The sequence below is a fragment of the Rubrivivax soli genome, from assembly GCF_049810355.1.
In the GTDB taxonomy this organism is placed as follows: domain Bacteria; phylum Pseudomonadota; class Gammaproteobacteria; order Burkholderiales; family Burkholderiaceae_C; genus Rubrivivax.
In genome coordinates, this window is the sequence record NZ_CP187368.1 from 702,321 (window position 1) to 715,685 (window position 13,365).

The 13,365-nt window shown below is 65.0% G+C and carries 8 protein-coding genes and 1 tRNA gene; 2 read left to right on the plus strand and 7 right to left on the minus strand.

What is annotated here, in order from left to right:
* Positions 1-22 precede the first annotated feature (22 nt).
* Positions 23-2,317 (plus strand): copper-transporting P-type ATPase, encoded by a 2,295-nt coding sequence (locus ACPOLB_RS03065; protein WP_425259825.1) that lies wholly within the window; start codon positions 23-25, stop codon positions 2,315-2,317.
* 260 nt (positions 2,318-2,577) lie between these two features.
* Here ACPOLB_RS03065 and ACPOLB_RS03070 read toward each other — a convergent pair whose 3' ends face one another.
* Positions 2,578-7,170, minus strand: coding sequence for an AAA family ATPase (locus ACPOLB_RS03070; protein WP_425259826.1), 4,593 nt, complete (start codon positions 7,168-7,170; stop codon positions 2,578-2,580).
* 368 nt (positions 7,171-7,538) lie between these two features.
* On the opposite strand from ACPOLB_RS03070, the gene ACPOLB_RS03075 reads away from it, so the two are divergent.
* A complete protein-coding gene (locus ACPOLB_RS03075; protein ID WP_425259827.1) occupies positions 7,539-8,177 on the plus strand; it encodes a DUF429 domain-containing protein in 639 nt (212 codons plus the stop codon).
* 225 nt (positions 8,178-8,402) lie between these two features.
* Here the strand turns inward: ACPOLB_RS03075 and ACPOLB_RS03080 are convergent.
* The 6 genes from ACPOLB_RS03080 to rplT all read right to left on the minus strand — a co-directional run bounded on the left by ACPOLB_RS03080 (position 8,403) and on the right by rplT (position 13,340).
* Positions 8,403-8,479 (minus strand) — tRNA-Pro (locus ACPOLB_RS03080).
* Between the two features lie 43 nt (positions 8,480-8,522).
* Positions 8,523-9,002, minus strand: coding sequence for a MerR family transcriptional regulator (locus ACPOLB_RS03085; protein ID WP_425259828.1), 480 nt, complete (start codon positions 9,000-9,002; stop codon positions 8,523-8,525).
* A 34-nt stretch (positions 9,003-9,036) separates the two neighbouring features.
* Positions 9,037-9,402 carry an integration host factor subunit alpha gene (locus ACPOLB_RS03090; RefSeq protein ID WP_425259829.1) on the minus strand — a complete coding sequence of 122 codons (366 nt, stop codon included), beginning with the start codon at positions 9,400-9,402 and terminating at the stop codon, positions 9,037-9,039.
* A 25-nt stretch (positions 9,403-9,427) separates the two neighbouring features.
* A complete protein-coding gene (gene pheT / locus ACPOLB_RS03095; protein ID WP_425259830.1) occupies positions 9,428-11,836 on the minus strand; it encodes a phenylalanine--tRNA ligase subunit beta in 2,409 nt (802 codons plus the stop codon).
* A 9-nt stretch (positions 11,837-11,845) separates the two neighbouring features.
* Positions 11,846-12,889 (minus strand): phenylalanine--tRNA ligase subunit alpha, encoded by a 1,044-nt coding sequence (pheS, locus tag ACPOLB_RS03100; RefSeq protein WP_425259831.1) that lies wholly within the window; start codon positions 12,887-12,889, stop codon positions 11,846-11,848.
* A 94-nt stretch (positions 12,890-12,983) separates the two neighbouring features.
* Positions 12,984-13,340, minus strand: coding sequence for a 50S ribosomal protein L20 (rplT, locus tag ACPOLB_RS03105; RefSeq protein WP_425259832.1), 357 nt, complete (start codon positions 13,338-13,340; stop codon positions 12,984-12,986).
* Positions 13,341-13,365 lie beyond the last annotated feature (25 nt).

Below are 13,365 nucleotides of genomic sequence, written 5' to 3' on the forward strand. Positions count from 1 at the left end.
CCAGCCAGACCAGGAGAGCGCCATGCCGGACACCCGCACGCCCCACGACCATGCACATCACCCCGATGGCGCCCATGTGATGCCCGATGGCACCGTGATGAAAGGCGCGCACCATGGCCACGCGCCGCACGCGCACCACGACCACAGTCACCACGCGCACCAGCCAGCGAAGGCGACGAGGGCGCCGGCAGGCGACCAGAGCCAGGTCGAGTACACGTGCCCGATGCACCCGCAGGTGCGCCAGATGGGTCCCGGCAGTTGCCCCATCTGCGGCATGGCCCTGGAGCCCGTGCTCGCGACAGCGGAACAAGGCGAGAGTCCCGAGTTGCGGGACATGACCAGGCGCTTCTGGATAGGCACGGCACTGACCGTCCCCGTGTTCGCGCTGGAAATGGGCGGGCACCTGACGAATCTGAGCCACGTGCTGGGCCAGCAGATGTCGAACTGGATACAGCTTCTGCTGGGCACGCCGGTGGTGCTCTGGGCAGGCTGGCCCTTCTTCGTGCGGGCAGTCGCCTCGGTGAAGAACCGCAGCCTCAACATGTTCTCGCTCATCGCGCTGGGAACTGGCGCGGCCTGGCTCTACAGCATCGTCGGGACCGTCGCGCCGCAACTGTTCCCTCCCAATCTGCGCATCGCCGATGGCGCCGTGGCCATCTACTTCGAGGCAGCGGCCGTCATCACCGTGCTCGTGCTGCTGGGGCAGGTCCTCGAGCTGAGGGCGCGGGAGAAGACGTCCGGCGCCATCAAGGCCCTGCTGGGGTTGGCGCCGAAGACGGCCGTCAAGGTGACCGCCCAGGGCGACGACGAGACCGTGCAGGTCGATGCCATCCAGGTGGGCGACCTGTTGCGCGTTCGTCCTGGCGAAAAGGTGCCGGTCGACGGTGAGCTCACCGAGGGGAAAGGCAACGTCGACGAGTCGATGGTGACGGGCGAGCCCATCCCGGTCGCGAAGGCGGTGCGCTCCAAGGTCACCGCCGGAACGCTCAACCAGACGGGCGGCTTCGTGATGCGCGCGGAGAAGGTGGGTGCCGACACCCTGCTCGCTCAAATCGTCCACATGGTGGCAGCGGCCCAGCGCAGTCGTGCGCCGATTCAGCGCATGGCCGACCAGGTGGCGGGCTGGTTCGTGCCCGTTGTCATCCTCGTGGCCGTGCTGACGTTCATCGCCTGGCTGGTATGGGGCCCAACCCCCGCGTTCAGCTATGCGCTCGTCACCGCAGTCGCCGTGCTCATCATCGCGTGTCCCTGTGCGCTGGGCCTGGCCACGCCGATGTCCATCATGGTGGGCGTCGGCAAGGGCGCGCAGCACGGCGTGCTCATCCGCGATGCCGAGGCGTTGGAGAAGATGGAGAAGGTCGATACGCTGGTGGTCGACAAGACCGGAACCTTGACCGAGGGCCGACCGAAGGTCGTCCACATCGAGCCGGCGCCGGGTTTCTCCAGCAATGACGTGCTTCAGAAGCTCGCGAGCGTCGAGCGCGCCAGCGAACACCCGCTGGCGATGGCCATCGTGATGGACGCGCAGGAACGCAAGCTCCCGCTGGCACCGGTCAGCGACTTCGACTCGCCTGTGGGCAAGGGTGTCATCGGGACGGTCGAGGGCCTGGTCATCGTGTCGGGGAGCGCCAAGTTCCTCGCGGAGCATGGCCTCGGCACGGACAGCCTCGCTGCAGCGGCGGAAGAACAACGCCGCAAGGCGGCCACCGTCATCTTCGTCGGCATCGGCGGCACGCTGGCCGGCTTCGTGGCGATTGCCGACCCCATCAAGCCGACGACGCCGCAAGCCCTCAAGAGCCTTCGAGCGGCTGGCGTTCGCGTCGTGATGCTGACCGGCGACGGCAAGACCACCGCCGAGGCGGTCGGCCGCGAGCTGGGCATCGACGAGGTGGTCGCGGAAGTCTTCCCGGAAGACAAGGCTGCGGTGGTCAAGCGTCTGCAGTCCGAGGGTCGCGTGGTCGCCATGGCCGGCGACGGCGTCAACGATGCGCCTGCGCTGGCCCAGGCCACGGTCGGTGTGGCCATGGGTACGGGGACCGACGTCGCCATGGAAAGCGCCGGCATCACGCTGCTCAAGGGCGACCTGATGGGCATCGTGCGTGCGCGCACGCTGTCGCAGGCCACGATGCGCAACATTCGCCAGAACCTATTCCTGAGCTTTGCCTACAACGTGGCCGGCATCCCGCTCGCCGCCGGCGTACTCTACCCGCTCTTCGGTCTGCTGTTGTCACCCGTCGTGGCGGCGGCAGCGATGGCGCTGTCCTCCGTCAGTGTCATCGGGAACTCGCTTCGGTTGCGCTCGGTGAAGGTGGACTAGGTACGCGCAGACATTGGCGCCTTTCGTGTGGCGAGGAATTGAGACCGCCTGTACACCAGGGAACTCGTCAGGAACGCCCCAGGTTCCAATCGCCCGGCCGACGGGTTTTGGCCTCCACTCGTGCTGCGGACAGGACCGTTGGACAGTTTGGCGGATATGAGACGAATGCATCTTCGGCGCAGTCTCACGTCCAATCTGCGCCGAGGCTGACGAGACGGTGCTCCACCACCGCTCCCACCAGACTGCAGTCCACAGCCGACCTAGCCGGCAACAGCCTTACGTCTGCGCCCCCTGCGGCGGAGTCGTGGACGCAAAGGTCGTCCTCCGAGCCTAACGCGGTGGTCAAGCTCATCCAGTACTTCGCGAGCCTGATAGGCGTCAATCTCAACCAATTGCTCAAACATCTGCAGGCCCTCCAACTTCGTACCTTCCGTTCGATGCAGGGTGAGCGCCAGGTCCATCATGTCCTGTCCGGCGCCGACCAACGACGAACCGGCATTGGTAAGCTGGTCCCGCCAGAGTTGGACCAGCTGAGTGGCAATCCGTGCCACTGTTTCCGCGTGGCGAGGCACCAAGCCGGCAAGTCGTTCGACCACGTGGGGCTCGGATGGAGGTGGTGCTCGGTCAATCTGCTGCGCTATTCCCTCTACCAACCGTACCGTTTGGGTCTCCGGCTCTAGCTTATCCACGAGGCTGAAGAGACCGAATACCTCACGCCAGATTGCCGCCTCGTTCTTCGCCAAGAGTTGAAGAAGCAAGTCGGTTGCAGCCGGTCGAAACCGCACTTCCGGCCAAAGCAGTTGCACTACTGTTGCCGTCGCACCCGCGCGTGCCAGCGTAGCATCGGGCGTAGCGAGCAGCTCATCTAGCCACAAACGGGCCTGCTGCGCAGCGGGATTCACGAGTGCAATGAGCGCCACAAGTTCGCCATAACCCTTCTGCGCAGCGACCTTCGGTGAACGGCGCCAACTCGGAAGGACGGCCAAGACCTCCTCCAGCGCCTTGCTATGGGTCTTGGCCATCAGCACCGCCGCGCTTCGAGTTCCTTCAAGAGGAACACGCGAGAGAACTTCACCTATGAGCGCCCTGCCTCTCCCTGATTCCTCCCATGCAAGACGCGGCATCAAGTCAGCCATGCACTCCCATACACGAGTGTCGAGAGACGTGTCGAGGTATCGGCTCAAAACTCCGACCACGTCAGCCAGCTCGTCACGAGCGAAGCGCGCGCGTACAAGGCTAGACAGGATTGGATAGTCTCCGCTGGGAACCACTCGCATCCGCGGGTGCCCGGACAAGAGAAATCCCTCGTCCTTTCCCGCGTCCTCAGCCGAGTCCGTGCTTTCTGAGCTCTCTCTGGCTGCGAGTGCTTCAGTAGGCAGCCACTGCTCAAGCATAGAGAGGTGCTCATCGCTTATGCGAGCATCGCGATTCAACAGACGGTCCACGGCGTGCGCGGCAGACTGACGGAACTCTGGGCTGTCGAACCCTCGTCGGTGTGCATCACCGATAAGGCTCATCACTTGGTCGGGAGGGAGTACCTCGGCTAACGCGTCTATGGCGTATCCGACAGCCCGTTGACCGCAGTCGGGAGGCAGGTGTTGCATCAACTCCACCGCTCGCGTTGTGTCCTTCTTGGCGAACTCAGCGAACTCGCGCGAAAGCTGGATGTTGCCCCCGCGGCCAAAGTGCCTGGGGTGGTCCCAAGCGCTTGCGTCCGGTATCTCCTTGAAGGCATTGACGATGTCTTCGGTCGAGGCTTTGGCGAACTGGTCAGAGTTCATCCTCGCTCCGACCCATCCCGAGGTGAAGTCTTCGGGTGCATCGCGCTGAGGAAACGCGCGACGAGCCTCATCGAGCTCGCGCTGGACCTCCTCTGGGCGCACATCTACCGGCAGCGCGTCAAGCAAGTTCTGCCGCCTCCGCTTGACCATCCTATGCCAGTGCTTGATTTCGTCGGGGGCGCTGACGTCCTGCGGACGTACAGGAGAGTAGCTCTTGACCACTTGGACATACCGCGCAACTTCCTCAGGAGACCAGGTTGAGGCACATGCGGAAATCAGCGACCGTGTCGTGCTAGAGGAGTCAGAGACGCCACCCAGGAAGTAGCGCCGTTCGTCTCCCAGCAAGAAGCTCAAGGCGGTTGATGCCGTTGCAGAAGGATTGGCAGCAAGCGCATGGGCTATGAGCCTTTGCACGGGCGCCAAGTCAATGGACTCTTGTTCCTTCGCCCACGCCGCCAGTTCGTGTGGAGCCGTCTTCGCGAGTTCTTCGACGGCGGTGGCAATTGCCTCAAGCAGAGCCGGAGGCTCCAGACTGTTACGGTCTTCACCCTCGAACCGGAAATCGGCACGATACGGCAGCGGAAAGCTCAAGTACGGCGGTTCCGTCGCACTGAGCTCAAGCAGCGAGCGGAAAGCTCTGACGTACCAGGGCCAGAGTACCTCGACAAACTCTCGCGGGGCAGCAGCCGCCAGCGCGGGAACGCTGCCCCAACTCTGCCTGTCAGACAGGAGATTCTCTAGGGGCTCATGCGGGCTGTGCTCAATATGCCAAGAGAGGTCCGGTTCGCCCTCCGCAGGACGCTGCTCGTCGGCGACCTTCTGAAGACGATTCGCTTCGGCTATGCGTCGGGTTAACTCGGCCTCGAGAACGTGCCGCAGCAGTTCGATGGCGACAACTGGCTCCCGTGCTCCCACAGTGCTGACGAAGTGGTCCGCATGAAACCCTTGTAGTTGACTTCGAACGACGACCCTCTTCGCCGCCTCAATCAGCGCCGGCGTCCACTGAGGAGCACCTTCAAGGACGTAGAGCGTACGACGGTCATTCGCCTCCGCAGCGACCCAATGCTCGAGCACGAGTTCGGACACCCTGTCAGGCGCGAACGCCCATGCAGCCTCAAGTATCGGCACGCAGAGGTCTGCGGTCCTGCTATCACCCATTGCCTGAGCAATCAGATTTGCGCCAAAGCGAGAAAACCATCCTGGGCTGCCCGCGATAGCCTTGAGGACGAACGGGAGCAGATTGGGCTCCTCGCCGGCCGTGGCGAGCAGCAGTTCCTCCTTATCAGTTGGCTGGGGCTGTGACCCCATGAATTCGACCAGGAGGAATCGCAGATGTTTGCGAAGGCCGGGAGCGCTCCAGATTGCGCTAAGTTCGACCTCGTAGCTCTCTTGTTCCGCGTCTCTAAGGTAGGCCAATGCTGCCCAGGCTTTCGGGCGCACGAATAGGGAGTCGTTTCTAGCAAGTACGTACGTTGAGAGCCGGCCCTCGGTCTTGGCGAAGCTGCGAGCAAGTACGTGCTCGAAGACCGTCTGATGCGAGAAGCCTATTGCGCCTTGGTCGCTCTTCGTCAAAATGCCGGCCGCTTCTAGGCGGAAAGCGTCTTTGGCGCGGTCGTCGAAACGTGCTGCCGCGAGCCACAGCACTTCCTTCTCCGCCATCGTTTCGGCAATCTCAAACGCCAGTCTTGCCAACTCGTCGGCGCCAGGTACAGCCAAGACTCGCACCGACCAAAGGCTGTTGAGCATTGCGGTGTAGTTGGATACCGGCTCGTGGACTCCTGCAGCCCGGAGTTGAAGAAAGGTGCTCAGATGCTGTGGAGCTCGCAGGACCTCCTTGGCATCGGAGTTCAAGCCAGCGGCTTGAACTCCATGAGCCTCGAGTACTGGCAGTACGTCCTCCCAGGGAGGCAACTGCAATGTGAGACTCGTCGCCTCTATGTGCGATAGACGAATGTCGTGGGTGAACTCGAAGGAGCGACAAGACACGAGGACAAACACGCCCTCAGTACTGCTGACTGCCTTTACTAGGTTCAGAAGAACACTGAGACGGCCCGTCTTCGCATCCAAGTGCCCCGCCAAGGCGTCAAGCTGGTCAATCAGCAGCGCGACGGGGCCCCTTAGCGCAAGCCTGCGCAGCATGATGCTGGGAAGTTCGGGCAGTCGAAGACACCGCTGAAGCCCCTCTTCGCTCTCCACCTCGGGTTCAAGGACATCGCCCTTGATGGCCAGCACGGCCACCTTCTCGTCCACCGAGAGGTCTTGAGCGAGCTTAGCGAGGAGTGCTGACTTGCCGGAGCCTGGAGCCCCCAACAGAGCTACGACTCCCGGCTCCTTTGACTGCGCGCGAGCTTGAAGCTCACCGAGTTCTGGTCGTGAAATGTACGTGCCGTCACCTACCGTAGTCGGCCAGCGCTTGAGTGCGGTCGATGCCTTGCTGAATGCATCGCGCCACGCCTTAGCCGTCAGGTCATCAAGCGGCTTGAGCGCATCGTGTTCGGCCAGAGCAGAGTCTCTGACAGATTCTCGGTCCAGTCTGGCATTGAGGGTGGCAAATCCGCGTTGCACGTCTTGGGCTACACCGGCGACCAACACGGAAGTTCCTGGGTCGCTAACACTCGCCTTCACGCCTGCAGCAAACATCGCGACGGCAGAACTGACTACCGCTGCGGACTCCTGAGCATTTGCCATCGCGGCGGTGCGGTACCTGGCCTCGACATCCGAACGAACTTCGGGAAGCTCCGGAGAACCGACAAGACGCGCCATGGCTAGGGAAGAAAGTCCACGACGGACCTCCGGCTCTGCAAGCCATGCCTGAACGCTCGTGGTTCGCAGAAACTCGGGAGTGAAAAAGCGGTTTGTTGTTGCGTCTGCTGCAATCTTGAAGATTGAGTCGTCGGGGTTGGCAGCAGCGATGCGGCCAAGCACATCGTCAAAGTGCGACTGCTCGAGGGACTTGAACTTCTCGGGCACCTTCGCGGCAGTCATTTCGGCGCGCCGCTTCATGAAAAGCCTGCGCACCGGGCTGAAGATGGCTCGTACGACGGCAAGGACGATTTTGATTGCGGGCTCCATGCTTCGCTTCAGTGGTGTATGCGGACCAACAGTTCGTCATTCTCGACCTTCTCGATTTTCGGCTGCGCCCGGTACTGCGTCCCGGCGAACCGGCGCCTCGATTCCACTCGGCAACATGAGGCGTGAAGGGGAAATGGGGCCCATCGCCGCACCGCCGGTCATCGTCAAGGCCGGTTCACCCCGCGAAGTGTTCGACTGAATCTCCGCTTGGCCTCGGTTTGCGCCGACACTCGTACACTGCCTGTAGCAAGCAGTCCGGGGTGCCTGTAGTCTTGTCGGACACTGAGGTCGGAGGGCTCTTGGGTCAGGCAGTAGGCGTCGACGGCTGCCGGTACGGTTGGATTGCCGTCACCGGCGAAGGCGCTTCATTGGACTACCGACTCTTCACGTCGATGCGGGAGCTGCTGGCCTTCCACAGTGAAGCCTCGCGCGTCTTGGTCGACATCCCCATCGGTTTGCCCTGGAAGGAGTGTCCGGCCCGCCCGTGCGATGTCCTCGCCCGGCAGAAGCTGGGGCATCGCCACGTCTGCGTCTTCGCAGCCCCCAGCCGCGCGGCATACCAGGCCGCGAGCAAGGCCGAAGCGCGAGAGCGCAATCTGGCCGAGTTGGGCAAGAGCTTGTCGGAACAGGCGCTCGGCATCTGTGCCAAGGTCGCCGAGGTGGACGCGTTGCTTCTGAGCGACACCCGCGCCCGCGTCCGGGAGATTCATCCCGAGGTGTGCTTCTGGGCGATGAACAACGGGTCGCCGATGGATGATGCGAAGACCACCCGTGCCGGCGTTCAGGCCCGCTTGGAGCTGCTGTCCCGCCGTCTGCCCCAGGTCACCGACTTCTTGGCTCGGGTGCAGGCGGAGACGCCTCGCTCCCAGGTCAAGGCCGACGATGTGCTCGACGCACTGGCTGGCTACCTGACAGCCCGCGCCGACGACACGGCGTTGTGCGCTCTGCGCGGCGAGCCGAGCCACGACCTAGAAGGTCTGCCGATGGAGATGCTCTACATCGCGTAGGGCCGCTGCGGTCGGTAGAGTCCTGGCATCACAGGTCGTGGGTTCGAGTCCAAGTCTTGTTGCGCTGTTGTTGCGCTACCAGGACCACTCCAGGCCACTTCGACGGCGGCCAGAAACAAGAAGGCCCGCGACGGTTTCCCGTGCGAGCCTCTACTAAGTCATTGATTCTGCTTGACTATCCTGGTCTCCAGTGGACTGGAGTAGTCAAGCTCGAATCGGAAGAAATGGTCGGGGTGGCGGGATTCGAACTCGCGACCCCTTGCACCCCATGCAAGTGCGCTACCAGGCTGCGCTACACCCCGACGAAGCCTCGCAGTATAGCGCAGCTTCATCCAGCTGCCGGGCTCACACGGTGAGCAGGTCGCGAATCGACAACAGTTCGGCACGCAACCCGTCGGCGTCGAAGGCCTCCAGCGCGGCCGTCCCGGCACCTCCGGCAGCGTCGGCGGCGGCTGTGGTCCATCCGGTGTCTTCCGTGGGGCCGCCGCCGTTGTCGTCGTCGTCACCATCGACCGGCGCACCCGGTTCCACGGTCTCCACGGCCTGCAGCGACGCGGCGCGCGCGGCGGCGTGGCCCTCGGCCAGGCGGTTGCGCGCACCACTGATGGTGAAGCCCTGGTCGTACAGCAGTTCGCGGATGCGGCGGATGAGCAGCACCTCGTGGTGCTGGTAGTAGCGGCGGTTGCCGCGCCGCTTCATGGGCTTGAGCTGCGTGAACTCCTGCTCCCAGTAGCGCAGCACGTACGGCTTGACACCACAGAGCTCGCTCACCTCACCGATGGTGAAGTAGCGTTTCGCTGGAATGGCCGGAAGCGCTTTCTCCACTGAAATCAATGAGTTCGGGGCGGGAAACTAGACTTTACTCGAACTCCCCCTCGACCGGCGTGTCACCCTGCACGATGGCTTTCAACTTGTGACTTGCGTGGAAGGTCACCACATGCCGCGCCTTGATGGGAATCGACTCGCCGGTGCGCGGGTTGCGCCCCGGCCGGGGTGCCTTGCGCCGGATGTTGAAGTTGCCGAAGCCCGACAGCTTCACGTCGTCACCCTGCACCAGCGTGCCGTGGACGATCTCGAAGAAGGCCTCGACCATGTCCTTGGACTCCCGTTTGTTCAAGCCGAGACGGTCGAACAGCAGGTCGGCCAGCTCGGCCTTGGTGAGCGTGGGCGTCTCCAGCGACGGCAGGATCACGCGGTCGTTCGCGGGCGGGGTTTCGTCGGCCATGTCGAAGGGGTTCCTCGCTCGTCGGTCAGGCACGCAGGCGCGCGCCGAAGGCTGCCTGCACGCGGGCCACGGCGGCTTGCACCGCGGCTTCGATGCGCTCGTCGGTGAGTGTCGCGTCGGCATCCAGCAACTCCAGCCGCACGGCCAGGCTGCGCTCGCCTGCCGCGATGCCGGACACGGGCTGCGCGGGCTTGTAGATGTCGAACAGTGTCGCGCTGCGCACCAGCGCGTCGCCGGACAGGCACGCGACCAGTGCCTCGTGCGGCACGCCTTCGCGCACCACCAGGGCCAGGTCGCGCGTGACGGCCTGCTGGCGCGGCAGGCTCTCGAACACCGGCAGCGGCCGCGCCAGCACGGCCGCCAGGTCCAGCTCGAACAGCACCGGCGCCTGCGGAAGTTCGTAGGCCTGGCGCCACTTCGGGTGCAGTTCGCCGATGTGACCCACGGCCTGGCCATCGAGCTCGATGCGGGCGCAACGGCCAGGGTGCAAGGCCGGATGCGTGTCGGGCACGAACACCGGCCGGCGCGGCGCGAATAGGGCTTCGAGGTCGCCCTTGACGTCGAAGAAGTCGATGCCTCGCTCCTTGTGCGCCCACTGCAGCGGTTCGGCCGGGCCGTGGGCCAGGCCTGCCACCCGCATGGGCTGGTGCACGCCGGCCACGGCCAGCGGGCCGTCCTGTCCGGCGGGGTCGCGGCGGAAGACCCGGCCGATCTCGAACACGCGCACACGACCGGCCTTGCGCGCCAGGTTGTGGCGCAGCACGGCCACCAGGCTGCCCAGCAGGCTGGACCGCATCACGGCCAGCGGCGCGGCGATCGGGTTCAGCACGCGGATCGGCTGGGCGTTGCCAGCCAACTCGCGCTCCCAGCGCTCCTCGACGAAGCTGAAATTGATCGTCTCCTGGTAGTCCAGTGCAGCCAGTGCCTGCTGGAGTGCCAGCGCACCGCGGCGCGACTCGGTGCGCACTCGGGCCGTCACCGGAGCGACCGGAGGCGTCGAAGGCAGCTTGTCGTAGCCGATGACGCGGATGACCTCTTCGATCAAGTCCTCCTCGATCTTCAGGTCGAACCGCCAGCTCGGCGGCGTCACGGTGACCGTGCCCTCGCCTTCGGTGATCGTCAGGCCCAGGCCGCGGAAGACCTGCGCGCACTGCGCCTGCGTGACCGGGAGTCCGATGACCTTCGCGGCGCGTGCCACGCGCAGCGTCACCGGCTTCGCCTCGGGCAGGCGCAGCACCTGGTCGTCCATCGGACCTGCCTGGCCGCCGCAGATGTCGAGGATGAGCTGCGTGATGCGCTCGATGTGCTCCACCGTGCCTTGCGGGTCGACGCCGCGTTCGAAGCGGTGGCCGGCGTCGGTGCTGAAGTTGTAGCGGCGCGAACGCCCGGCCACGGCTTCGGGCCACCAGAAGGCCGCCTCGACGTAGACGTTGCGCGTGCTGTCGCTGACGGCCGTGGTGTCGCCGCCCATGATGCCTGCCAGCGACTCCACGCCCTGCGCATCGGCGATGACACCGACCTGCGCATCCAGCATGACCGTGTTGCCGTTCAGCAGCTTCAGCGACTCGCCGGCACGGCCCCAGCGCACCACGAGCTTGTCGTGGATCTTGTCGAGGTCGAAGATGTGCGACGGCCGGCCGTACTCGAACATCACGTAGTTCGAGATGTCCACCAGCGCCGTCACGCTGCGCTGGCCGCAGCGGGCCAGGCGCTCCACCATCCAGGCCGGGGTCTTGGCCGTGGTGTCCACGCCGCGCACCACGCGGCCGCTGAAGCGGCCGCAGAGGTCGGGCGCCAGCACCTCGACCGGCAGGCGCTGGTCGTGCTGGGGCGGCACCGGCGGGAAGGCGGGCGTCTTCAGCGGCGCGCCGGTCAGTGCCGACACCTCGCGCGCGATGCCGTACACGCTGAGTCCGTGCGCCAGGTTGGGCGTCAGCTTCAGCGTGAAGACGGTGTCGTCGAGCTGCAGGTGCTGGCGGATGTCCATGCCCACCGGCGCGACGGCCGCCAGCTCCAGCAGGCCGCCATGGTCGTCGGCGATCTTCAGTTCACGGGCCGAGCACAGCATGCCGCGGCTTTCCACGCCGCGCAGCTTGCCGATGCCGATCTTGAAGGGCTTGCCGTCGTCACCCGGCGGCAGCTCGGCGCCCACCAACGCCAGCGGCGCCTTCAGGCCGGCGCGGGCGTTCGGTGCGCCGCAGACGATCTGGAGCGGTTCGCCGCTGCCCACGTCGACGCTGCACACGCGCAGGCGGTCGGCCTGCGGATGCGGCTCGGCGCTCAGGATCTGCGCCACGACGATGCCGCTGAACGGCGGCGCCACCGGGCGCAGGTCCTCGACCTCCATGCCGGACATGGTGAGCAGGTCGGCCAGCGCCTGCGTGCTCAGCGGAGGGTTGCAGAACTCGCGCAACCACGACTCGGGGAATTGCATCAGGCGCTCTTACTTGAATTGCGACAGGAAACGCAGGTCGTTCTCGAAGAACAGCCGCAGGTCGTTGACGCCGTAGCGCAGCATCGCCAGGCGGTCCGGACCCATGCCGAAGGCGAAACCGATGTAGCGCTCGGGGTCGATGCCGAAGTTGCGCACCACGTTCGGATGCACCTGGCCCGAGCCCGCGACTTCCAGCCACTTGCCGGCCAGCGGGCCGCTGCGGAAGGCGATGTCGATCTCGGCCGAGGGCTCGGTGAACGGGAAGAAGCTCGGGCGGAAGCGCACGTCGAAGTCGTCGGTCTCGAAGAACTGGCGCACGAACTCGCTGAACACGAACTTCAGGTCCTTGAAGCTGATGTTCTCGCCGATCCACAGGCCTTCGCACTGGTGGAACATCGGCGAGTGCGTCGCGTCGCTGTCCACGCGGTAGGTGCGGCCCGGCGCGATGACGCGGATCTCGGGCATCGGCTCCACGCCGGCATGGCGCGCCGCGTGGTTGCGCGCGTAGCGCACCTGCATCGGGCTCGTGTGCGTGCGCAGGTTCAGCGGCTTGCCCTGCGCGTCGTTCACGTCGACGTAGAAGGTGTCCTGCATCGAGCGCGCAGGGTGGTTCTCGGGGCTGTTCAGCGCCGTGAAGTTCATCCAGTCGGTCTCGATCTCGGGGCCTTCGGCGACGTCGAAGCCCATCGACGCGAAGATGGCCTCGATGCGCGCGATGGTCCTGCTCACGGGGTGCAGGCCGGCGACGCCGCGACCGCGCCCGGGCAGCGTGACGTCCAGCGCCTCGGCATGCAACTGCGCCGCCAGCTCGGCTTCGGCCAGCGCCTCCCGCGCGGCCTGCAGCGCCGTCTCGATGCGTGTCTTGGCCTGGTTGATCTCGGCGCCGCGGCGCTTCTTCTCGTCGGGCGTCAGCGCGCCCAGGCCCTTCAGCAGTTCGGTCACGCGACCGCTCTTGCCCAGGTAGCGTGCCTTGGCATTTTCCAGTTCCGCCGGGTTCGGTGCAGCGGCGAAGTCGGCCTGCGCACCTTGCACCAACGCTTCGAGATCGTTCATCGTGTGCTCGGAAAACAAAAAAGGTCGCCCCAGAGGTGACGACCTTCGAATGCTCGAGAGGAAACCGCCGGGCCGCAGCCCGGGCGGTGCAACATCAAGCCAGCTGGGCCTTCACCTTCGCGACGATGCTGCCAAAGGCAGCCGGGTCGTTGACGGCCATGTCGGCAAGGACCTTGCGGTCGATGTCGATGTTGGCCTTCTTCAGGCCGGCCATGAACTTGCTGTAGGTGACGCCGAGCTCGCGGCTCGCGGCGTTGATACGCGCGATCCAGAGCTGACGGAAGACCCGCTTGCGGGTGCGGCGGTCGCGGTAGGCGTACTGGCCTGCCTTCATCACCGCCTGCTTGGCGATGCGGAAGACGTTCTTGCGGCGGCCACGGAAGCCCTTGGCGAGCTTCAGGATCTTCTTGTGGCGGGCGTGTGCGGTGACACCACGTTTGACGCGAGGCATGTCTTTCTCCTAGTGCGTGGTGACG